This is a genomic window from Thalassotalea marina (assembly GCF_014656435.1).
GTDB lineage: Bacteria > Pseudomonadota > Gammaproteobacteria > Enterobacterales > Alteromonadaceae > Thalassotalea_C > Thalassotalea_C marina.
In genome coordinates this window covers 170,080-192,482 of sequence record NZ_BNCK01000004.1, presented here as the reverse complement: position 1 = coordinate 192,482, position 22,403 = coordinate 170,080, and the positions used below count along the sequence as shown (strand labels likewise).

The following is a 22,403-nucleotide window of genomic DNA, read 5'->3' as shown; positions in this document are numbered from 1 at the left end:
ACTAACCTCTGTACTCATTCAGCTGTGCTTCAGTTTGGTCATTTGATTCTTCATCTAACCAATCCACTTTTGACATTTTTCGAACAATAACGAACTCGTCCCTGTTACAACCTACGGTGCCGTAATAGTTAAACCCGTATGATTGTTGAGCGTAACCGCCAATCATGTGTGTAGGTTTCATCACAGCACGGGTAACTGAGTTATGGATACCTCCGCGTGTTTGTGTGGTTTCTGCGCCAGGAACGTTAACAATGCGTTCTTGAGCGTGGTACATCATGCTCATACCCTCTGGCACACGTTGTGAAACAACTGCTCTTGCTGCAATTGCACCGTTAACGTTAAACACTTCAATCCAATCGTTATCAACTATGCCGGCAGCTTTAGCATCCACTTCTGAGATCCAAACAATTGGGCCACCTCGCGACAATGTCAGCATTAACAAGTTATCCGAGTATGTTGAATGAATACCCCATTTTTGATGTGGTGTGATCCAGTTCAAAGCAATTTCTTTATTGCCATTAGGTTTTTTATTCATTAATGGCTGTACAGTTTTTAGGTTGATTGGGGGCTTATAAACACACATTGTTTCACCAAAATCTCTCATCCATTCATGATCTTGGTAAAACTGCTGTCTACCTGTAATGGTGCGCCAAGGGATTAATTCATGAACGTTGGTATATCCAGCATTGTATGAAACATGTTCATCTTCTAACCCTGACCAGGTTGGAGAAGATATAATTTTTCTTGGTTGCGCTTGGATATCACGAAAACGAATTTTTTCTTCTTCTTTGGGTTTAGCTAAATGAGTGTGATCACGGCCAGTAATTTTACCTAAGGCATCCCAAGCCTTTACGGCCACATGGCCGTTTGTTTCAGGAGCTAGTGATAAAATAACCTCACAGGCGTCAATGGCTGAATCAATTTTTGGACGGCCTTCGTTTGCGCCTTCGTGATGTACTTTGTTAAGTTTTCCAAGAAAATCAACTTCCTCTTGAGTATTCCAACTTATACCTTTACCACCATTTCCTAACTTGTCCATTAGAGGCCCAAGTGAGGTAAAGCGCGCGTAAATATTGGGGTAATCTCGCTCAACCTCAACTAAATTAGGCGCTGTTTGACCAGGAATTAAATCACACTCCCCCTTCCACCAGGCTTTTACACCAAATGGTTGCGCAATTTCAGCTGGTGTATCATGTAATATTGGCACAGTAACTAAGTCTTTTTCTTTACCTAAGTGCCCAGGTGTAAGCTCTGAGAATTTTTTTGCGATACCTTTGAAAATATCCCAATCAGATCGCGCTTCCCACACTGGATCAACGGCTTTGGAAAGCGGATGAATAAACGGATGCATATCCGAGGTATTCATGTCGTCCTTTTCATACCAAGTAGCTGTTGGTAACACGATATCGGAGTACAAACATGTTGTTGACATACGAAAATCTAATGTAACAAACAAATCAACCTTGCCTTCTGCGCCCTTTTCTTCAAATTGGACATCTTCAGGCTTTTTGTCACCAGATTCGCCTAGATCCTTACCCATTAGGCCATGTTTTGTACCTAATAAATGTTTAAGCATGTACTCGTGACCTTTACCAGAGGAGCCAAGTAAGTTGGAGCGCCATACAAACATATTACGAGGAAAGTTTTGTGGGTTATCAGGCTCTTCACAGGCAAATTTAAGTTGTCCTGATTTAAGTTGCCCTACGGTATAGTCTTTGACTGACATGCCCGCTTTCTCTGCTTCTTTGCAAAGTGTTAAAGGATTAGTACCTAATTGCGGTGCTGATGGTAACCAACCCATGCGTTCAGCACGTGAGTTAAAGTCTACAATAGACCCAGACCACTTTGATTTATCAGCTAACGGTGAAATCACTTCATCCATTGACAGTTTTTCGTAACGCCATTGGCTAGAGTGGTTGTAGAAAAACGATGTACCATTCATATGACGAGGTGGTCGTTGCCAATCTAAACCAAATGCCAGTGGTTGCCATCCTGTTTGAGGACGCAGTTTTTCTTGACCTACATAGTGTGCCCAGCCACCGCCAGATTGCCCAATACAGCCACACATCATCAACATATTGATCAGACCACGGTAATTCATATCCATGTGATACCAATGGTTTAGCGCGGCACCTACAATCACCATTGAGCGACCTCTGGTCTTTGCGGCGTTATCGGCAAATTCTTTTGCTACTTTGATTACGTCTTGAGCTCGACAACCAGTGATTTTTTCTTGCCATTTAGGCGTATAAGGTAAGTCTTGCTCGTATGAAGTAGCTGAGTTTTCACACTGATAGCCGTTATCAACACCATAATTTGCCAACGTTAAATCAAAAACAGTAGCAACTACGATATGACTGCCATCGGCCAAAGTGATTTTTTTAACCGGCACTTTTCGATTGATAATGTCGCTATGCTCAGTGTGATCAAAATAGTTATGTTCGTGCGCATTTGCTTTAGTTGCAAAATAAGGAAACGCAACGTTTACAATATCGTCGTGACCCTCTTTTAAACTTAACTTTAACGTTACTTCATCTCCACTATGGCCGTCGCGCTGTTCAATATTCCATTTACCACGTTTGCGTCCATCTTCACCCCAACGATAACCAACAGAGCCATTAGGTGAAATGAGTTCATTTGTGTTTTGGTCTAATGCAATAGTTTTCCATTCAGGGTTGTTGTTTTGTCCCAGGTTGTTTGCCAAATCAGAAGCACGTAAAAAGCGTCCTTGTACCAAATGACCATCTTTTTCATCTAACATAACCAGCATTGGGAAGTCAGTCGTACTGCGCACATAATTGGTAAAATATTCACTTTTACCCGTTGTATGGTATTCCTTCAATATAACGTGGCCAAAAGCCATGGCTAATGCTGCGTCTGTACCTTGTTTTGGTGCAAGCCACTGATCGGTTAATTTAGAAAGCTCAGAATAATCTGAGGTTATAGAAACAACTTTTGTTCCTTTATAGCGAACCTCAGTTAAAAAGTGTGCATCTGGTGTACGAGTTTGCGGTACGTTTGAACCCCAAGCAATGATGTAATTTGAATTATACCAATCTGCAGATTCAGGTACGTCGGTTTGTTCGCCCCAAATTTGAGGTGATGCTGGTGGTAAATCACAATACCAGTCATAAAAACTTAAACAGTTGCCACCGATTAACGACAAATAGCGTGCACCTGCAGCATAAGAGACCATAGACATTGCAGGGATTGGCGAAAAACCAGTAACTCGATCAGGTCCATAAGTTTTTGTTGTGTAAATATTGGCTGAAGCAATTATTTCGTTTACTTCTTTCCAATCTGCTCGAACAAAGCCACCGAGCCCACGCTGTTGTTTATAAGCATTGGCTTTATCTTTGTCTTCAACAATAGATTGCCAAGCGTCAACAGGATCAGCATATTGAGCACGTGCTTCCCGCCATAGCTTGATCAGTTTTTTTCGTACTTTTGGATATTTTAGTCGGTTTGCACTGTAGATATACCATGAGTACGATGCTCCACGTGGGCAGCCTCTAGGCTCATGGTTGGGTAAATCGGGTCTAGTTCTTGGATAATCGGTTTGCTGAGTTTCCCAAGTAACTAATCCGTCTTTTACGTAGATCTTCCAACTACACGAACCAGTACAATTTACACCATGAGTTGAACGTACAATTTTGTCATGCTGCCAACGACGGCGGTAGCCATCTTCCCAGCTACGATCTTCTTCTGTAGTGACGCCATGTTCACCTGAGAAGCTTTCAGACTTTGGCTTGAAAAAGCGTAATCTATCTAAAAAACGACTCATATTAATCTCCAGCTTTACGTTGAGTATGCTCTCATCTTAGTGAAGGCAAGCTAGAAATATTTGATCCAGATCAAGGTGTAAAAATCAGTAAAATTGCATCTACCTCTTAATGGGTATACGGTTTAAACAGTGAACTTCGCTAAAATAAAGGCAGGCAACCGATAAGATTCGTTTTTATCGAGCTTGCTATGGCTTAGCTTGTTTTTGTAGGTATTACTTAAGAAGGTTCAAATGAGAAGCAAAATGCTCGATCGTCTGTTTAATTCAATCGTTTTTCGCATTGGTTCCATGATGTTTATTATCAGTGCCATTGCAATTTTAAGTATGTTTAGCTCGATGTTTATCAGCGATATGGCAGATCATGACGCATTAATCATTAATGAAGCAGGATCGTTAAGGAAACAAAGTTACAAAATATTAACCAATATTATGTTACTGCCACAATTAGCACCGTCGATGCACGACATACAAAAAGACAAAATTATCGATGCTATTGAAACATTTGATAAAACCATAAATGCTCCGTTAATGAAAACCCCTAAGGGAAAACTAAACGAAGTATCATTAAGTAAAACGTTAAATGATATTAATACCGCTTGGCGTGACGAGCTTAAACCTATGCTAGCAAATGCGATACACACCCCGCATTTATTGAGCGATACTGAATTACTCAACATGAATAGTGCAATCGAAGATTTTGTGCAAAAGCTCAATGTACTGGTCAGCCTTTATCAACAGCGGGCAGAAAACCGAGTATCTTTGATCAGAATGATATTAGGTATATCTTTACTGGTGACTATCCTTATGGTGACTTTCACTATGTTGCAAATAAGCCGCAGGATCGAGAAGCCACTTACTGAATTGACAGCGTCCGCAAGACAAATCATGGCAGGAGACTACACAGCTAAAACGACTATACAGCAAAATGACGAATTAGGGTTGCTCGCAGAGACGATGAATAAAATGTCTCGTGCAGTATCACAGTCTTATGGTCAACTTGAACGCCGCGTCAAACAAAAAACAGTAGAACTTAGGCAAAGTAATGACACGCTGGAGCTTCTATATAGAACTTCACAACTCATTAACGAGCCTAGTGAAACACTTGACCTTAGTCCGATCACTAAGGAGTTATCGAAAATTACGGGAAAACCTGATTTAGACTTATGCTTAACCACAATTAATAGTGGACAACCCTACGAACACATCATCACCAAAGAAAAAGATTTGCCGGAAAAATGTATCCAAAAAGACTGTGGTAGCTGTTTATCTAGCAATGTCAATCAAAGTGTTTATCAAAATCAAACCACCGAAATGCGCTACCCTATCAACAAGGGGGATATTAACTACGGCGTGTTAGTATGTACGATTGAAGATGATTTTCCCCTCGAATCTTGGCAGCATCAGTTATTTTCATCAATAACTACGTTAATTGCCAATGGCTTACATATTCGCCAACAAAATGAACAAACTAGACGTATTACTATCTTAAAAGAACGTAATGTTATTGCTAGGGAGTTACATGATTCGTTGGCACAAGCATTGTCTTATCTAAAGTTTCAAGTTACACGTTTACAAAAACTTCGTGATAAAAACGCAACTGAAGAACAAATTGATGACGTTGTTGATGAGCTTAAAACAGGCCTGAGTTCAGCATACCTGCAACTAAGGGAGTTACTAACCACATTTAGACTAAAAATTGATGTTGCGGGCTTACAGCAAACCTTCATCGAAATGGTTGACTCGCTTAATGACAGAGCCAATGGGAAAATGGTGTTTACTTTAGACTATCAAATCGAGGGGATACCTTTAACGCCTAATGAAGAAATACACCTTATGCAGATTGCTCGTGAGGCAACACAAAATGCATTACATCATTCTAAAGCTGATAATACCTTAGTTGCAGTGTTTGCAGACCAAGACAAAAATATACATTTGCACATCATAGATAATGGCGTTGGTATTCCAGGTGACCCATCAAAGCTTAACCATTATGGATTGGCGATAATAAAAGAAAGAAGTCAACATTTAAAAGGCATGGTAAATATTGAAAACAACGCTGACGGAGGCGCAATGGTTAAGTTGATATTTAGGCCTACCTACCTAATTGAAAAGGCTTCTTAGGGCATAAGTAGAGCATAAAAACCAGAGTCTAAAGCTCTGGTTTTTACTATTTATAAATCCCCTACTTTATTATGGATTATAAAACTCACCATTTTTACGTAAGTAGAACCAATAATTAATAAATAAACAAATGGCGTAAAAAATAGCAAAGCCAATTAGAGCAACCTCCGGTGTGGTTGCCTTAATTTGTTCACCAAGTACTTTAGGGATATAAAAAGCACCATAAGCTGCAACTGCAGATGTCCAGCCCAATACTGGGCCAGCTTGCTCTTTTGGAAACACCATGGCAATGGTACGAAACGTTGAGCCATTACCTATACCTGTAGCGGCAAAAAGAATTAAAAATAGCACGAAGAACGGGATAAAATACTGCTCTGGCGTAGCTGATTGATAGGCTGCTTGCATAAAATAAGCAACACCTAAAGCACTTGCAACCATAATCACTGCGCATATTTGCGTAACTAATGCACCACCGACCTTATCAGATATCCAACCACCAACAGGGCGAATAAGCGCACCAATAAAAGGCCCCATCCACGCAAACATTAATGCACTAGGACCATTTGGATTGACTGTATTATGGGTCATTACCCCGTCAACTAGAACATGTTGATAGCCAAATATCACTTTAATTGATAGTGGAAAAGATGCGGCAAACCCGATAAATGATCCAAAAGTCATGGTATAGATGATACTCATCACCCAAGTATGTTTGTTATCAAAGATTTTGTATTGACGATCTAAACTTTGTTTAATTTGTCCTGGCAATTGTTTAAGCAAAAACACGGTCGCAACAATAACCAGCACAAGCACAATTTCTTTTGGTACACCAAAACCTGAACCATTGGCGGCTTCTGGTAATAACAACCATAAACCGACACCAGCCGTTAAAAAGCCAATCAATAGCATAACAGTGATTAACAGCCATGAAGTGATAGGGTTACCTATGTCAGGAGATACTTCTTCAGTTTTAATGTTATTCATGCCGAACCAGCCTGCAAAGGCTAGTGGGATTAAGAATATCAGCCATAAATAACCGGCATTATGTATCCAAGTATCAGCCCCAGCTGGTATTTTACCTATCAAGGTACCACTGGTATTTACTAAGGTCATTGGCTCACCACCAAAAATGCCAAACGTCATAAACAGAGGCACTAAAATTTGCATGGTAGTCACACCAAAGTTACCTAAACCCGCATTCATACCTAATGCATAACCTTGTTGTTTTTTAGGAAAAAAGAAACTGATATTAGACATTGAAGACGCAAAGTTGCCACCACCAAAGCCAGATAAAAAGGCTAATACTTGAAACACCCATAAAGGTGTATTTTGGTCTTGAAGAGCAACACCAGTGCCAAACGCAGGTAACATAAGTAAGGCAGTAGTGAAAAATATAGTATTTCTGCCGCCGCATAATCTAATAAAAAAGCTGCTCGGTATGCGCAAAGTGGCTCCGGTTAAACCAGATATCGCCATTAAGGTAAATAACTCTGATTTAGCAAATGGAAAGCCTAAATTGAGCATCTGAACCGTTATAATGCCCCAATAAAGCCATACTGCGAAGCCGCAAAGTAAGCTAGGAATTGAAATCCAGAGATTTCGGTTGGCAATTTTTTTACCTTGTGACTCCCAAAAACCTTCGTCTTCTGGATCCCACTTTTGTAGATCTGCCATGGTTTTCTCCAATTAAATGATTAATAACAGCATCACTATGTAAAATCAGATGGCGAACAACAATTGATAAAAAGAGGTATGTTTTTTAACGAAATCAATGCATTTTGAACAAATAGTAAAGTCTAATGTGTAAGTAGTTTTCTGTATTTTATTGATATTTAATGCTAATTCAGCTTTAAAACGTTTCTTTTAATTACCCATAAAGTGTTAGTTTTGTCTACCTCTTAATAAAAGGATGTGTAAAAGCACTCAACTCGTTAAAATTGACACATATCAAAATTAAAAAAGTTGTGGCGACAAATAGAAATAAAGAGTCACTAATAAACACATGTCAGCCAACTGGAGAGCAAAATGACCGATACCCCTAATGTTTCAATCATGATGGTAGATGATCACCCCTTGTTGCGAAAAGGACTGAGGCAACTGATAGAGCTAGAGGATGAACTTACTGTTGTCGGCGAAGCGAGTTCTGGTGCAGAGGCATTGGCCATTGTTGAAAGTTGTGATCCTGACCTAATTACTTTGGATTTAAACATGCAAGGAATGGATGGCTTAGAGACGCTAAGAGCGTTAAGAATGCAAGGCGTAACCGCCCGAATTTTAATGCTTACAGTTTCAGACAATGATGAAGATGTGATTGAGGCTATTCGAAGTGGCGCTGATGGTTACTTACTTAAAGATATGGATCCAGATGAGTTATTGGAAAAAATTAAAGAGGCAACCTTAGGCAAAATGGTGATGAGTGATAAACTCACTGAAATATTAGCTACGGCTCTGCGAAGACCAGAAAAAAAGGGAGCGAATGTTATCTCTTCCCTAACTAGTCGAGAATATGAAATTTTAAAATTGATTGCAAAAGGTTTGAGTAACAAACTAATTGCACGTGAACTAGACATATCTGATGGTACCGTTAAGGTACACGTCAAACATCTTTTAAAAAAGCTCAACTTAAAATCTCGTGTTGAGGCTGCCGTCTGGATGGTGAATTACCAGACTAAATAATCTACTTAAAGGTGACCAAAATGATTGATTGTTGTAGTGCGCCAGGTTTAATGCCTTATGCACAAGCTAAATCTAACCTATTGAATAAAATAACTGCTGTAGAGAAACAAGAAATTATTGGTATTGAAGATTGTGCGAAGCGTGTCAACGCCGCAATTATAGTTTCTCCGATTAATGTACCTGCTCATAATAATTCAGCGATGGACGGCTATGCATTTAACGTTGATTTTGCAGAAACACCTGCTCAACCTCCTCACTCTTACCAATTGGTTGGTACAGCGATGGCTGGGCGCCCTTATATTGGTGAATTAGCTCCAGGGCAATGTATCAGGATCATGACGGGTGCCGTAGTCCCAGACAGCGCTAATAGCGTTGAAATGCAGGAAAATGTTAGTGTCAACGATGGGCTTGTTACACTTAATCAGCCACTTAAGTTGAACAACCACATAAGATTAGCAGGTGAAGATATCCAAAAAGACCAACAGATATTTTTACCAGGCCATCAATTTAGCGCGCCCGATATAGGTCTATTAGCCTCTTTAGGTATTGACGAAATAGCCGTTAACCGTAAATTACGCGTTGCTGTTTTTTCAACTGGTGATGAGCTTAAATCAGCTGGGCAAGTGCTGCAAACAGGTGAAATTTATGAAAGTAACCGGCACGTATTAATGGCTATGTTGAACAATATGAATATTGATGTACTTGATCTGGGCATTATTCCAGATGATTACGCGCAAATAAAACAAGCTTTTGAACAGGCAGATCAGCAAGCTGATGCGGTGATAAGTTCTGGTGGAGTATCCGTGGGTGATGCTGACTACACTAAAGACGTACTTGAAGAGTTAGGTCAAATAGAGTTTTGGAAAATAGCAATTAAACCTGGAAAACCGTTCGCTTTTGGCACATTACCTAACAGCGTATTTTTTGGACTGCCCGGAAACCCAGTTTCATCAACAGTAACCTTTCATTTGTTAGCTGTACCTGCGTTAATTAAAATGATGGGGACGAACTATACTGAACCGCTACTGTTACCGGCTACAACAACAATAGATATTCAAAAACGTGCTGGTCGAATGGATTTTCAACGCGGTATTGCGCAAATTAACGAATCAGGACAACTTGTGGTTGAACCTCTACCAGCACAAGGCTCTGGCATATTGTCTTCGATGAGCAAGGCAAATTGCTACATTGTACTTGCACAAGATCATCAGGGTTGCGTCGCGGGAAGTGATGTTTCTATTCAAATGTTCGATCATATTTTACGGTGTTAAATTAAACACCGTATTTTCTCTTTTTCCACCGACTGGCAGCCTCGCGGTCTTTTTCGTTAAATTCTACCCACTTTTCTCCATCTAGCGTGGTTTCCTTTTTCCAAAAAGGCGCGTTATTCTTTAAATAATCCATTATAAATTGACACGCTTCAAAAGCGGCTTCTCTGTGTTTACTGGTGACACCAACAAACACGATTTGGTCTAAAAGTAACAAGCGCCCCACTCTATGAATGACATGCACTTTGCCTAATGGCCAACGTAGTTTTGCTTGCTGTACAATGTTCGCCAACGATTTTTCTGTCATCCCTGGATAGTGTTCTAAAGTTAAGCCTGTTACTTGATTCCCTTGATTAATATCTCTGACTAACCCTGTAAACGTTACGATTGCACCATCGCTGGCACTACTGCTCTTTAGCGCGTTGTATTCACTTGCTATATCAAAGTCATGGGTTTGAACACTGATCATGTATTAGCCTCCCGTAACAGGAGGGAAAAATGCTAACTCATCGCCGTCCGAAATTTGATGTTCCATTGAAGCTAAATCTTGATTAACAGCGACTAAGATTCGGCCTGGTTTTAGATAACTAGTACTTTGTTGGTAACGTGTTAAAAGAAGTGCGTGAACATCAGAGACTTTCATTTGTTCTGTTACTTCTAAATCTAAACGGTCACATGCTAATACTTCTTTAAGTTGTCCAAAAAATAATACTTTAATCATTTCTATTAACCTCTAACGTCTCTAGTCCAAAATCCCGATTCCCCACCTATTTTATGAAGCACTTTAACTGCTGAAATTTCCATCATAGGATCCATCGCTTTACACATGTCAAATAAGGTTAATAATGCAATAGAAACCGCGGTTAGTGCTTCCATTTCAACGCCTGTTTGACCTGAAAGTTTGCATAAGCTTGATACAATAATTTGGTTGTTTGGTTCGTCAATATCAAACGATAAATCAACTTTTGTTAATGCCAATGGGTGACATAATGGAATTAAGTCGGCGCATTTTTTAGCACCTTGTATTCCAGCTATTCTAGCGGTAGCAATAACATCGCCCTTTTTATGTTGATTGTTGATAACTGCGCTTAGAGTATCTGGCAACATGGTAATACAACCTTGTGCAACTGCTTCTCGGATAGAGACACGTTTGTCTGTTACATCAACCATATTCGCTTGGCCTTGTTCATTTATGTGCGTCAACATGCTGTTACCCTCGTGTATTACAAGAGATTGTGGCATTTTTTAGGTGTGGCACAAAGTTACATGGTTTGTGGCTAGCATCTAACTGCGAGGCAATAATATTTTCCCACGCTGTTTTACATGCGCCAGGTGAGCCTGGTACGCAAAATATGACTGTTCCGTTAGCAACACCAGCAAGTGCTCTTGATTGAATTGTTGATGTACCGATCTCTTTTGCTGACGCATAACGGAATAATTCACCAAATCCTTCAACACTTTTGTCAAATAATGGTGCAACTGCTTCTGGCGTTGTATCACGCGCGGTAAAACCAGTGCCACCAGTTACTAGAATTGCTTGTACGGTGTCGCTAGCAATCCACTTGGAAACAACAGCACGTATTTGATAAACATCATCTTTTACTATCTGCTTTTCAGCTAGGTGATGTTCAAATTTAGTTAATGCTTCAACAAAGTAAGCGCCAGAACTATCTGTGTTCTCATCTCTTGTGTCTGAAACAGTTAAAACGGCAATGTTTAACGGGGTAAATGGAAGTTTATAGTGTGCCATAGTTACATTGTCCTTGTTTAATGAGTTGTTGTGCTTTTATCCATGTTTGATAGTCATTGGTATTAATAAAAGCTTGTAGGTTATCTGTTGTAATGCTTGTGCAATTGATGAAGTTTAAATAACGGTTAATTGACCTTTTACCCTCATCGTTTATAACCTTCTGCGAACTTTTAAAATTTTCTTCTGTTATGGGTAAAAGCAATGGCATAGGGGTGTTTTTATAGTGCAATGCACTACGCATTGATGCGCCGCATAACAATAAGTCTTTAAGGGTTTTTTCATCAAGAAGTGGCATATCTATTGGAATGATTAACAGCGCTTTGAATTGTGTTTTATCCTGCTGATAGTGGTAACGTTTAAAATGGGCTAAGGCACTATAAATTCCCGCCATTGGTCCTATGCCGGGTAACAAATCATCGATATCACTGTATTTACCACCTGAAACAAACACTTTTGATACACCTACACGTTTCAACAAGTTTTGGTTTCGTCTTAGTAGAGTTTTGCCGTTAATTTCTAGTTCCGCTTTGTCTTGTCCCATTCGCGAAGACCTACCTCCAGCGAGTACGATGCCAAAAATTTCACATGAGCAATTTTCAGTCATTTTATCCTCCTAACATTGCAAGATGTTTAGTGCCACCAACAAAGCCTTGTTGGAGTTGATGTGCTACTTTTTTATCAAAAAGCGTGTCTATGATGATTTGTTTGCAACCTTCTACATCAGAAGCCGTTAGCCAAGGACGGATGTTATTGCCAGCTTCTGCAAAAAGGCAGAGATGTAATTTGCCTATTGCTGACATACGCAATCTATTGCAAGTATCACAAAAGTCTTTTCCGTAAGGCATAATCAAACCAATACGACCTGTTGAATTTGGGTGGAAAAACTCTTGCGCAGGGCCATCAAGTTTATGTTTTAACTTTTGTTGCCACCCTTGTTGCAACAACAAGGACTTTATTTCTTGTCCACTGACATGGTTTTGTCTGAAAAATGATTGGTTATCGCCTGTTTTCATTAGTTCAATAAATCGAATAGTAAGATTTCGATCTTTAATCCAATCGAGGTAATCTTGTAGCTGAGAATAGTTAAACTGTTTTAGCAACACTGCATTTAGCTTTAATGATTCTATGCCCGCCTCTTGAGCGACATCAACACCATGAAGAATATCTGTTAAGTTTTGATTACCAGTAATTGCACTAAACATTCTTGGATCTAAACTATCAGCACTTACATTTATTGCGTTTAATCCCGCCGCCTTCCAAGCAGTTGCATTACGAGCCAAATTAAAGCCGTTTGTCGTAAGTGCTACTTTTTCAATACCAGGTGTTTGGCTGCATAAGGAAATGATATCGGTTAAATCTTTTCGTAAACCCGGCTCTCCACCTGTTATTCGAATTTTTTTAATGCCTAGTTGAGCAAACGCAGTTACAAGCGTTTCTATTTCATTGAGCGTTAGAAAGTTCCTTTCTTGATCACAGTCATAGCCATCAGGTAAGCAATAATTACAACGGAAATTACATACGTCTGTAATAGACAATCGAAGATAATTAAATTTCCTGCCAAAAGTATCAATAAGCATAACTGCGCCCAACGTTGATGGTTGTATAAGTGATTGGCTAGGTTTAATCTCGAGCGATGTCGATTATGTTTAAACACCTTTCCAAACACGGGAAGTAAAACGATTTCTCGTATTACCCGGTAACCAAACGAGTTGATTACGGCATAATCGCCATACTTTTGCTTAGGTGATTATGCTAGGAGTTTATAGTGGTAGCTTATTCAATAGCGAAACTGATAACTATTGAGCTAAAGGGTTACAGGCCTACCTCTTTGGTGGTAGACCTGTAATGCGCTAAAAAGCAAAGTTGATCATTGCCCAAACTTTATCCGTATCAGTGGCAAAGTCGTCAGCATTGTAAGAAGCATATTTAACCAAACCACTAGCATGTTTACTAAACTTATAAACGGCTTGTAGGTTGAGTTCCTTGCCGTAATCCACGCCGCCTCTGTTTGAACTAAAGTCATGGTACGTTGCAGCCAAGGTTAATTTGCCAAAGGTGCTATTAGCTGAAACATAAATATCTTCAATTCCTTGGCTAGGTGTCCCAAGAAACTTGTCAGCAAAGCCCTGAAACTTGTGTAATGTTGCCAACGGTGTACTAAAACCAACGCCATTATCACTACCCAGTACTTCTATACCTGCGCTAAGGTTGATATTGTTTACCTTAGTAGCTAATTCAGCTTTATAGTAGTTCGCGGTAAAGTTGTTTTTATTATCTGCTGCGTCAGATTGTGTTGCATAGCTTAAGGTTGTTTTTACCCCCGAAAACTTCCCCGTATACATTACGCCAAAAGTATTTGTAGACATGGCATTGGCAACATCGTTATCAAACAGATAAGCAAAGGCTGTTATAGAATGCTGCTTACTCACAGACCAATTGATGTTACTTAAATGAAAATTACCGTGCCAATCTGCTGGCTGAACACCATCTTGCGGGCCAAAAATTCGATTCACGTTAAATACATAACTATAATCGACACTTAAATTGTCTGTGGCTTGATACTTAAACCTTGCAGCGTCAAACGTTTGCTCATTTTGACGCCAAGCAACACCACCAATAAAGCGTTGGTCTCCTAGTACAATTCGTTGTCTGCCAAAAATCACGTCTAGCTTATCTTTAGTATATTTAATATTAACTTGATTAAGGTCTGTACCTTCAGGATCGGCAATTACAGGGTACTTAGTTTTACCATTTGTCGTAGAGTTATAGTCATCGGCAACTATTGACGTTACATGGTCTACTTCTAACTGCACACTTAAGTTGTTGATAACACCAGACTGCCAGGACAACCTACTTCTTAAAGTAGAAGCTAATGCGTCTTTTTCAATTCCTTGTTGATCAACACTTTCTATTCGATAACGAAAGTTAAGTTTTGTTTTACCTTGGTTAACTGCATTTGCGACATCAGATAAAAGTTCTGCGTTTACTGGTAACGAGGAGGCTATTGCAGTAGCCAGTAAGCACATTTTTAGTTTCAGGGTATTTGATGTTTTCATATCGCTTCTCCTAATAGAGTATTTTTTTATGTAAACTTTAGGACGTGTTATCAATTGATTGTGTGGCATAACCACACAGTGTTAACTACTTCACAAGCAATTTCGAAAGATCTACATGTCCTATTGATCTTGTCATAAACAATACCCCTTACAGCTCTGTTTTTATTGATTCAAATCAATTTTACAGAGTAGCTACTTACCATGCTTTTTATCAATACCTACAATGAGTTACATCAATACTTACTTTGTTAATTGTTAAATAGGTAAAGCGAAATTACCTATAATTTGCGGTGGGGTTGCTCAGTACTTTGTCGCCTTAGTGGACAAGCGGTGGTATCCGTTAACAATAGAGATTTTTCACAAGCCTTTGTATGTCTATTCGATTCAAGCAATCGAAAAATTAAAATACTTAAATATCGAAGGTTTTAGCATAAAGGAAGGCTGCTTTTAATTGATCTTTTGCTATACTACAGGGCTTAATAAACTTGATAGCCGCCCCATTTCCTATCTAGCCTGGGCGTCCATCAACTCTTGGTTGAGTTAAGATTGGCCAATAAGCCCACGTAAAAATACCAAAAGCACCACACCAAAGTGTTGCGGAAATCCACCACAGTAAAATACTATATTGTGGTACGATCATCACCAAAAACACTCTAGAACACGCGGCTAATGCCATTAGCATGAATGCCCATTTAATTGCAGCGTTAACTTGGAGTATACGCCCAGTATGCCCTAATGATACTCTCGATATCATCGCCAAAATAAGATTTGCCATCGCACCTACAGTAAAACCATGAAGCACATTGCTAAAAGAAAACCAACCCAAAAGTAAATGGGCAGATAACAAAATAAAACTGACAGGAATAAACCAATAAGCAAGATGTAAAGACCACAACAAAGGAGTTGGTAATGCGGCTCCAATATGCCACCTTGCACATCGGATAAGATTACTCACCCCTGCTATTAGTGATAAAAAACCAATTAAATAACTGCTATTTGATAGTTGGTTAATACCCAAAACGTAAACTAAAGCAATAAGCCAAGTGCTCCCCAAACAAACAAACTCTAGCGGGACTATCACTGGTTGTTTAACTATTTTAGTAGCATTGGCGGTAAAAAACGGAATGACTCTACCACCCATCACTACCATAATAAGTGTGATTAACATAATTGCGCCGTAGCTGCCATGTTGCATTGCATTTGCATAATCAATAAGAGGAATGACTTGCAAGTGATATAAGATATTCATCGCCGCTAACAACACAAGCACAGGTACAAAAAATAGGTTTCTCCATTGCTTTACCCTTAGTATCGAAGAAGCCAACATTATGGCTGACAAGGGTAAAAAGGCGACATCTAAGATCGTAATTAACAGTAAAGGGATAAAACTGGGCGTAGCCAATAACAATATTCTCGCTAACAACCACATTAAAAATAATATCGCGAGTTTAGTTCCTCTAACACCCGGAATACCAGTCCAAGTTTGCACGGCTGTTAGTAGAAAGCCGACAACAATAGGCACTACAAAGCCAAACAACATTTCATGAGCGTGCCACCAGAAAGTGCCACCAAAAGGGGTGAAATCTACATGAAACGTAAGGAATAAAATCCAAACGGTTATGGCTAATATCGAAAAAAGCACCGAAGAAAGGAAAAATGGTCGAAAACCTAGGCGAAAAAATGCAGGGATTTTTTGTTCTTGGGCAACGTCGGTAATATTTAACATGTGAAATTTATTATTCCCTTTCTAAAAAGTTCATTTTGATTGCGTGAGATAGTCGCTTTTGATACTGCTCTTGTTTGTGGGCGTAATACATTAAAAACATGCAAACTGCTAATACACCGTATAGCAACATAAAACAGGCGGTGTATACGCCAATAAAATCGACTGCTAGGCCAAAAAGAATAGGCAGTGTACAACCACCCAATGCACCAACCATGGATACTGCACCACCAACAGTACCCATTTGTTTAGGGTAATGTTGGTAAATAATCTTATAGATACTTGCGCGGCCAAAGCCCTGCGCAATGCCGATAATGAGGATTAACAAAGTAAACAGCCAGACATTGATTTCTATATTGAGATTCACTTCTTTACTGACGCCTTGTATTACCATAGTTGTAGGTGGGTAACTAAGAAAAAATAAGCACACTAAACATACCCAAAAGACACTCCAACTCACTTTACTCGCACCATATTTGTCAGCAAACCAACCGCCCGCAGCTCTTACTAAACTTGAACTCGCGACAAACAGTAAGGTAAGTGCCATTGCTTGAGACAAAGATAACCCAAATGCGGCGACATAATATTGTGGAAGCCATAACGTTAGAGCTAAGAAACTTCCAAAAACAAAAAAATAATACAAGCCAAATCGCCACACCTTTAGCTCTGATAAAGGTAACAATAAGCTTTGCCAAGACTTTTCTGTTGTTGAAGCAATGTATTCCGGCGTATCAGGGGCAATAAAGGCAAAGAGCAGGATGACAAACAATAATCCCCCGGCATAAAGAGGACCGATCATCGAAAGCCCTATATGATCAATAATTAACGGGGCGATAATTAAAGTAATAGCTGCACCAGCATTACCCGCGCCAAATATACCCATTGCTGTTCCTTGGTACTTTGATTCAAACCAATCAACAACATAACGAATTCCTATGGTAAATGAGACACCAGATATTCCTATCATCGCGCCAAATATCAAATAATCGCTATAAGTAGTTGCCGTTTTTAACAACACTAAGGGAGGTAAAGTACACGCCATTTGAATCAAAAAAACACGCTTAGGTGAATATTTTTCTAATATCAATCCTACCGGCAGTCGAAAAATGGCACCAGTAAACATAGGAGCAGCCAAGAGTAGCCCAAACTGTGTTGCATTTAGTGCCAAATCATCCTTAAGTTGAATACCAACAACTGCATATAGCACCCAAATAGAGAAATTAGCAGCAAATGTTAACGTTGCGACTGTTAAGGCTATTTGGGCTTTACTACGATGTGTTTGCATAACACTTTACTCGTGTGTGATAAAAACAATATTTGTTTACGCCACCATGTTCTATTGAGCAACAATCAAATGCAATACCCCTTTGTAGTTGTGCAGTGCTACTTAGCTAAACGATACACTCCTAAAGTGGTAATTACGCCTTTATTTGCTTGTTTTTAGTGCGCCACTGCACTCTACCTCCATTGGGGTACCCAGACAATCAACGAGTTTTTTCAAAATTAACAAAGTTGATTTAGGTCAATTTTTACATCCGTAAATCAGGAATGATGGCATTAAATAATGTGTATCTAACCTTGGGAGACGATATATGTCTGGAACCAGCGATAAATTACGGTTGCTAAATTTTGCCGATGCTAAAATAAAAACTTTGCACATCACGTGGTTTGCATTTTTTCTAACCTTTGTTGTGTGGTTTAGCCATGCCCCTATGCTAGCTTTTATTAAAGAAGCGTTTGATTTAACTACGCCTCAAATTAAAGCATTAATGATTTTAAACGTTGCCTTAACTATCCCCGCCCGAATAATTATTGGTATTTTGGTGGATAAATACGGGCCAAGGGTCACCTATTCTTGCTTATTGTTTATATCTGCATTCACTTGTTTGGGATTTGCATTTGCTGACACTTATGAAAGACTTGCGCTTTTTCGGTTTTTGCTAGGGTTTACTGGGGCAGGCTTTGTTATTGGAATTAGAATGGTAGGAGAATGGTTCCCTGCAAAACAAGTCGGTGTAGCCGAAGGTATTTACGGCGGCTGGGGAAATTTTGGCTCGGCCGCGGCTGCCATGACACTGCCGGCTTTGGCCATGGCATATGGTGGTGAAGATGGTTGGCGTTACGCTATCGGCACTACAGGCATTATTATAGGCCTATATAGCTTTGTGTATTATTCACAAGCTCGAAACACCCCTAAAGGTTCAACTTATTTCAAGCCGAAAAAAGCTGGAGGTTTAGAAGTAACCAGCTGGAAGGATTTTTACTTTTATTTAGCGATGAATATCCCTATGTACATCGCGCTTGGTGTTTTGGCTTGGAAATTGTCTCCTGCGGGCGTTAACCTGTTTACTGAGCAAACTATGTATATTGCATGGGGTGTTCTTGCCGTACTTATGGTATTTCAATTCAGCCAGATTTGGTCCGTGAATAAAGAAAACTTAACTAAAGGTGTACCAGAGTTAGAAAAATATAAATTTAAGAATGTAGCCATACTTGATATCTCCTACTTCGTAACATTCGGGTCAGAAATCGCTGTTGTATCAATGCTTCCATTATTTTTCTTGGAAACGTTTGATGGTCTAGATCCGGTAAAAGCTGGTTTGTTAGCCTCAGGCTTTGCTTTTATGAACTTAGTTGCACGACCAACCGGCGGACACTTATCTGATAAAATAGGCCGACGTAAAACGTTGATGCTCTTAATAGGTGGTTTGGCAATTGGATATTTTGTATTAAGCCAAATAACAGGAGCTTGGTATATACCTTTAGCTGTTATCGCAACAATGTGTTGTTCTTTCTTTGTACAAGCGGGTGAAGGTGCAGTATTTGCCATTGTACCCCTAGTAAAACGAAGAATGACTGGACAAATTGCTGGTATGGCAGGAGCGTATGGCAACGTTGGTGCTGTAACGTATCTAACCGTGTTATCTTTTGTCGATTACAGCACCTTTTTTATGGTTATCGCTGGCTCCGCGGTGATAATTTTCTTCTTTGCCCTTTTCTTAGATGAGCCAAGAGGCCAAATAGCTGAGGTAAATGAAGATGGCAGTGTCCATATGATTGATGTTTCTTAACGGATTAAATATTTTACCAAGTAAAGCGAGTGAAATTTGCTCGCTTTTTTCACTGTTTACCTAAGGAGAAAACATGGGAAATGCTTCTACTCAGCTAAAAGTAAACATTGGCAAGCAATCTGTTGCAGGTAAAAAAGCTATTAATGAAGATGCGACATTGTATCGTATTCCACAAAGTGACTGTGTTCTAGCCAATAAAGGCATTTGCTGTGCGCTTGCCGATGGCGTTAGTACCGCTGAAGCTGGCAAACAAGCAAGTGAAACAGCAGTAAAGCGATTTGTTGATGACTATTATCTGTCCCCTGACACTTGGTCTGTAGCGCATTGCGGTGAGAAAATACTTTCTGCAACAAACTTATCTTTGTTTAAAAAAAGCCATGCGTATACGTCAGAACAAAAAGGGTTTTTGTGTACTTTTGTTGGCTTGGTGCTCAAATCTCAATTAGGGCATTTTTTTCACATCGGTGATAGCCGGATATATCGATTGGTAAACAATGAGTTAACGCAATTAACCCGAGATCACAATGCATTTGTTGGCGAAGGTAAAAGCTACCTCACCAGAGCACTTGGTATGGATAATAACTTGCATGTTGATTACGGTAAAATCAATTTATCCCCTGGAGAGCTATATTTATTATCCAGCGATGGTGTACATGATTTTATCAGTAGTGAACTTATGTTATCTGTCTTAGAGCAACCAATAAGCTGTCAACAAAAAGCAGAAAATTTGGTTAAACTTGCCCTCGCACAAGGCAGTGATGATAATTTATCTTGTATTGTGATTGAAATAGAAAGTGTTGCAAATGAAAGTATTGACGATTTTAATGCAAAACTTACACGGCTCCCTTTCCCACCGCCATTAGAAAAAGGCATGAAGCTTGACGGTTTTAGAATTTTAAAAGAATTGTTTGCCAGTAGTCGCTCTCAACTTTATTTAGTGGAGGATTTAAGTTCGGGTGAACAATTAGTGATGAAAACACCGTCAGTAAATTTTATCGACGACAACCATTATATTGATAGATTTATTCAAGAAGAATGGATTGGTAAACGTCTAGCAAGCGACAGAATTGTTAAAGTGTACTCTCAAAATCGACCTCGTACTTGTCTTTATTACCTAATGGAACATGTAGAAGGTGTTGGCCTAGATGTATGGATGAAAAAAAATCCACTTCCTTCACCCAAAACAGCTATTGAAATTGTAAAACAAATCGCACAAGGGTTAGCAGATTTTCATGAAAAAGAAACAATTCATCAAGATCTAAAACCGGCAAATATCATTATTGACGATAGACATAATATTAAAATTGTCGATTTTGGCTCTACCTTTGTTGCGGGAACTGCAGAAATATTTAACCCCATAGAGCATGAAGGAGCACTAGGCACGGCAACTTATTCTGATCCTCAATGTTTATTGGGTAAAAATACTGGTGTTCAAGGTGATTTGTATGCACTAACAACTATTGCCTATGAAATATTTACTGGCCATTTGCCCTATGGTGACAGTGTTGAAGAATGTAAAAATGTGTTTGACTACGACAGGTTGCGATACATTCAGGCTTCGTATCATAACCCGGTGATCCCTATTTGGTTTGATAAAGCCCTAGAAAAAGGTGTGCAAATTAACCCTGAAAAACGCTACAAAACTCTGGCTGCATTGTTGACGGATTTGACCAAACCCAACCCTAGATTTTTACTTGATGTACCAGAAACAACCCAAGAAAAAAGCAGAGCAAGGTTTTGGTTAGTCTTGTCTGCAATTTGGGTGTTGATGTTTTTACTAGTTATTGTGCTTTTTAAGAGTTAATTTTTCTTCAGATGTTAGTTGGCCATCATTTCTATTGGTTGCCCGATTCGATCCACCACTAAATAACGGTTAATATTTTGCCCAGTAACTAGATCATTGGTCATTTTGTTTAAATAAGGCTCAGCATCTTCAGATGTTGGAGCTTTATTGTTTTCCCCTGAAAGTCCAGAAATAAAGATAAAATGCCAAGTACTATCTATACTATCAGCTTCTTTTACTAAGGCTTCAAAAGTAGTTAGCGCGTCAGGTAGTTTATCAACGCACATCATTGGGTTGATATGGCCTTTTTGAAACTTTTTACTTTTTTTGGGATTGTGCCCTTCAGGCTTTGCAAATAAAAACAACAAACGTTGAGGCTGATCTTGATTGGCAGCCATCACTAACAATTCATCAAAAATTTTACTCATAATTAATTCTCAAGTTTTATCTGTTTGTTAGTTTACACAGATGTCTACTAAGTAAAATGCTCATCAATAGGTATCACCAAAGGCGTACTTTTTACCCCAAAAGGGCAATAGACGTTGTTATTCAAGCTAGTTAATATGAACAAAATATTGTATTGGATTAGCTACATGTCATTAATTAATAATTACTTTTCAGTAGATCATCAAAAGCTTGATTGTTTGTTTGAAGCATTTATTTCTCATAGAACCAAAGGAGATGACAATGGGTATAACTACTTTCAACTGTTTCATAAAGGTCTTATTCAGCATATTGAATGGGAAGAAAAAATTCTATTTCCTTTTATTGAGAACTTAGTTCCGATGAGCCAAGGACCCACGTCTGTAATGTGTGAAGAACATGGTCAAATCAAGGTGTTGCTGGAAATAATTGACCATAAACTTGCCAGTCAATTTAACGGTGAAATACTAGAAATAACTCAATTAACGACTATTTTAGCTGCGCACAATTTAAAAGAAGAAAATGTGCTTTACCCTATGATAGACAATAACATCAACCAAGCTCAACGGGCAGAGATCTTTAGTGAGATGGAGTTGTTGCAGCAAACCAAACGAGCATGATGACATGCTATCAGGTTTGAGATAGTTGGTTTGTTTTCAAATAAACAAAAAGTTTTTGTCGTTACAAAACGATGAGTTAAATCTAGTGCACGCATGTTTAAAAATAAGGCTTATTATCTGTGTTAAAC

The 22,403-nt window shown here is 39.1% G+C and carries 18 protein-coding genes and 1 riboswitch; of the genes, 6 read left to right on the top strand and 12 right to left on the bottom strand.

What is annotated here, in order from left to right; translation table 11 throughout:
- Position 1: 1 nt before the first annotated feature.
- The gene (locus IE199_RS10085; protein WP_189769927.1) at positions 2-3,784 is read right to left on the bottom strand and encodes a nitrate reductase subunit alpha; all 3,783 of its coding nucleotides are present in this window, start codon (positions 3,782-3,784) and stop codon (positions 2-4) included.
- A gap of 231 nt (positions 3,785-4,015) precedes the next feature.
- Here IE199_RS10085 and IE199_RS10080 point away from each other — a divergent pair, with 231 nt between their 5' ends.
- Positions 4,016-5,905: a histidine kinase gene (locus tag IE199_RS10080; protein WP_189769925.1), complete on the top strand. Its 1,890-nt coding sequence runs from the start codon at positions 4,016-4,018 to the stop codon at positions 5,903-5,905.
- 69 nt (positions 5,906-5,974) lie between these two features.
- Here IE199_RS10080 and IE199_RS10075 read toward each other — a convergent pair whose 3' ends face one another.
- Positions 5,975-7,579 carry an MFS transporter gene (locus IE199_RS10075; RefSeq protein WP_189769923.1) on the bottom strand — a complete coding sequence of 535 codons (1,605 nt, stop codon included), beginning with the start codon at positions 7,577-7,579 and terminating at the stop codon, positions 5,975-5,977.
- A gap of 351 nt (positions 7,580-7,930) precedes the next feature.
- On the opposite strand from IE199_RS10075, the gene narL reads away from it, so the two are divergent.
- Together narL and moeA are read left to right on the top strand one after the other, a co-directional pair.
- Complete coding sequence (gene narL, locus IE199_RS10070) at positions 7,931-8,581, top strand: two-component system response regulator NarL (protein WP_189769921.1); 651 nt, start codon at positions 7,931-7,933, stop codon at positions 8,579-8,581.
- A 20-nt stretch (positions 8,582-8,601) separates the two neighbouring features.
- Positions 8,602-9,852, top strand: coding sequence for a molybdopterin molybdotransferase MoeA (gene moeA / locus IE199_RS10065; RefSeq protein WP_189769919.1), 1,251 nt, complete (start codon positions 8,602-8,604; stop codon positions 9,850-9,852).
- Between the two features lies 1 nt (position 9,853).
- Here moeA and moaE read toward each other — a convergent pair whose 3' ends face one another.
- From moaE to IE199_RS10020, 9 genes are all read right to left on the bottom strand, one after another.
- On the bottom strand, positions 9,854-10,318 hold the full coding sequence (gene moaE, locus IE199_RS10060) for a molybdopterin synthase catalytic subunit MoaE (RefSeq protein WP_189769917.1): 465 nt from the start codon (positions 10,316-10,318) through the stop codon (positions 9,854-9,856).
- Between the two features lie 3 nt (positions 10,319-10,321).
- Positions 10,322-10,570: a molybdopterin converting factor subunit 1 gene (gene moaD, locus IE199_RS10055; RefSeq protein ID WP_189769915.1), complete on the bottom strand. Its 249-nt coding sequence runs from the start codon at positions 10,568-10,570 to the stop codon at positions 10,322-10,324.
- 5 nt (positions 10,571-10,575) lie between these two features.
- Positions 10,576-11,055 (bottom strand): cyclic pyranopterin monophosphate synthase MoaC, encoded by a 480-nt coding sequence (gene moaC, locus IE199_RS10050; protein WP_189769913.1) that lies wholly within the window; start codon positions 11,053-11,055, stop codon positions 10,576-10,578.
- 4 nt (positions 11,056-11,059) lie between these two features.
- Entirely contained in the window at positions 11,060-11,599 is a 540-nt protein-coding gene (gene moaB / locus IE199_RS10045) for a molybdenum cofactor biosynthesis protein B (protein WP_189769911.1), read from the bottom strand.
- Entirely contained in the window at positions 11,586-12,203 is a 618-nt protein-coding gene (mobA, locus tag IE199_RS10040; protein WP_189769910.1) for a molybdenum cofactor guanylyltransferase, read from the bottom strand. Before mobA ends, moaB begins: the two co-directional genes overlap by 14 nt.
- A 1-nt stretch (position 12,204) precedes the next feature.
- Positions 12,205-13,176 (bottom strand): GTP 3',8-cyclase MoaA, encoded by a 972-nt coding sequence (gene moaA / locus IE199_RS10035; protein WP_189769909.1) that lies wholly within the window; start codon positions 13,174-13,176, stop codon positions 12,205-12,207.
- A gap of 58 nt (positions 13,177-13,234) precedes the next feature.
- A riboswitch (molybdenum cofactor riboswitch) is annotated at positions 13,235-13,370 on the bottom strand.
- Between the two features lie 79 nt (positions 13,371-13,449).
- Entirely contained in the window at positions 13,450-14,655 is a 1,206-nt protein-coding gene (locus IE199_RS10030; protein ID WP_189769907.1) for an alginate export family protein, read from the bottom strand.
- Between the two features lie 508 nt (positions 14,656-15,163).
- Positions 15,164-16,381 (bottom strand): NnrS family protein, encoded by a 1,218-nt coding sequence (locus tag IE199_RS10025; protein WP_189769905.1) that lies wholly within the window; start codon positions 16,379-16,381, stop codon positions 15,164-15,166.
- A 10-nt stretch (positions 16,382-16,391) separates the two neighbouring features.
- A complete protein-coding gene (locus tag IE199_RS10020) occupies positions 16,392-17,663 on the bottom strand; it encodes an MFS transporter (RefSeq protein WP_189769903.1) in 1,272 nt (423 codons plus the stop codon).
- A gap of 307 nt (positions 17,664-17,970) precedes the next feature.
- Here IE199_RS10020 and IE199_RS10015 point away from each other — a divergent pair, with 307 nt between their 5' ends.
- Both IE199_RS10015 and IE199_RS10010 read left to right on the top strand, forming a co-directional pair.
- Positions 17,971-19,449, top strand: coding sequence for a NarK family nitrate/nitrite MFS transporter (locus IE199_RS10015; protein WP_189769901.1), 1,479 nt, complete (start codon positions 17,971-17,973; stop codon positions 19,447-19,449).
- Positions 19,450-19,522: 73 nt separating this feature from the next.
- Entirely contained in the window at positions 19,523-21,253 is a 1,731-nt protein-coding gene (locus IE199_RS10010; protein WP_189769899.1) for a bifunctional protein-serine/threonine kinase/phosphatase, read from the top strand.
- Between the two features lie 14 nt (positions 21,254-21,267).
- On the opposite strand, the gene IE199_RS10005 is transcribed toward IE199_RS10010, so the two are convergent.
- The gene (locus IE199_RS10005; protein WP_189769897.1) at positions 21,268-21,660 is read right to left on the bottom strand and encodes a ribonucleotide reductase subunit alpha; all 393 of its coding nucleotides are present in this window, start codon (positions 21,658-21,660) and stop codon (positions 21,268-21,270) included.
- A gap of 165 nt (positions 21,661-21,825) precedes the next feature.
- On the opposite strand from IE199_RS10005, the gene IE199_RS10000 reads away from it, so the two are divergent.
- Positions 21,826-22,275, top strand: a complete 450-nt coding sequence (locus IE199_RS10000) for a hemerythrin domain-containing protein (protein WP_189769895.1) — start codon at positions 21,826-21,828, stop codon at positions 22,273-22,275.
- The last annotated feature ends 128 nt before the right edge of the window (positions 22,276-22,403 follow it).

What these genes read in the sequence shown, in the direction of transcription:
- IE199_RS10015 (WP_189769901.1), top strand. Translation starts at nt 17,971, where the DNA reads ATGTCTGGAACCAGCGATAAATTACGGTTGCTAAATTTTGCCGATGCT.
- moaA (WP_189769909.1), bottom strand. Translation starts at nt 13,176, where the DNA reads ATGCTTATTGATACTTTTGGCAGGAAATTTAATTATCTTCGATTGTCT.
- IE199_RS10080 (WP_189769925.1), top strand. Translation starts at nt 4,016, where the DNA reads ATGAGAAGCAAAATGCTCGATCGTCTGTTTAATTCAATCGTTTTTCGC.
- moaC (WP_189769913.1), bottom strand. Translation starts at nt 11,055, where the DNA reads ATGTTGACGCACATAAATGAACAAGGCCAAGCGAATATGGTTGATGTA.
- IE199_RS10020 (WP_189769903.1), bottom strand. Translation starts at nt 17,663, where the DNA reads ATGCAAACACATCGTAGTAAAGCCCAAATAGCCTTAACAGTCGCAACG.
- IE199_RS10005 (WP_189769897.1), bottom strand. Translation starts at nt 21,660, where the DNA reads ATGAGTAAAATTTTTGATGAATTGTTAGTGATGGCTGCCAATCAAGAT.
- IE199_RS10075 (WP_189769923.1), bottom strand. Translation starts at nt 7,579, where the DNA reads ATGGCAGATCTACAAAAGTGGGATCCAGAAGACGAAGGTTTTTGGGAG.
- moaB (WP_189769911.1), bottom strand. Translation starts at nt 11,599, where the DNA reads ATGGCACACTATAAACTTCCATTTACCCCGTTAAACATTGCCGTTTTA.
- IE199_RS10000 (WP_189769895.1), top strand. Translation starts at nt 21,826, where the DNA reads ATGTCATTAATTAATAATTACTTTTCAGTAGATCATCAAAAGCTTGAT.
- narL (WP_189769921.1), top strand. Translation starts at nt 7,931, where the DNA reads ATGACCGATACCCCTAATGTTTCAATCATGATGGTAGATGATCACCCC.
- IE199_RS10025 (WP_189769905.1), bottom strand. Translation starts at nt 16,381, where the DNA reads ATGTTAAATATTACCGACGTTGCCCAAGAACAAAAAATCCCTGCATTT.
- IE199_RS10085 (WP_189769927.1), bottom strand. Translation starts at nt 3,784, where the DNA reads ATGAGTCGTTTTTTAGATAGATTACGCTTTTTCAAGCCAAAGTCTGAA.
- mobA (WP_189769910.1), bottom strand. Translation starts at nt 12,203, where the DNA reads ATGACTGAAAATTGCTCATGTGAAATTTTTGGCATCGTACTCGCTGGA.
- IE199_RS10010 (WP_189769899.1), top strand. Translation starts at nt 19,523, where the DNA reads ATGGGAAATGCTTCTACTCAGCTAAAAGTAAACATTGGCAAGCAATCT.
- IE199_RS10030 (WP_189769907.1), bottom strand. Translation starts at nt 14,655, where the DNA reads ATGAAAACATCAAATACCCTGAAACTAAAAATGTGCTTACTGGCTACT.
- moaE (WP_189769917.1), bottom strand. Translation starts at nt 10,318, where the DNA reads ATGATCAGTGTTCAAACCCATGACTTTGATATAGCAAGTGAATACAAC.
- moeA (WP_189769919.1), top strand. Translation starts at nt 8,602, where the DNA reads ATGATTGATTGTTGTAGTGCGCCAGGTTTAATGCCTTATGCACAAGCT.
- moaD (WP_189769915.1), bottom strand. Translation starts at nt 10,570, where the DNA reads ATGATTAAAGTATTATTTTTTGGACAACTTAAAGAAGTATTAGCATGT.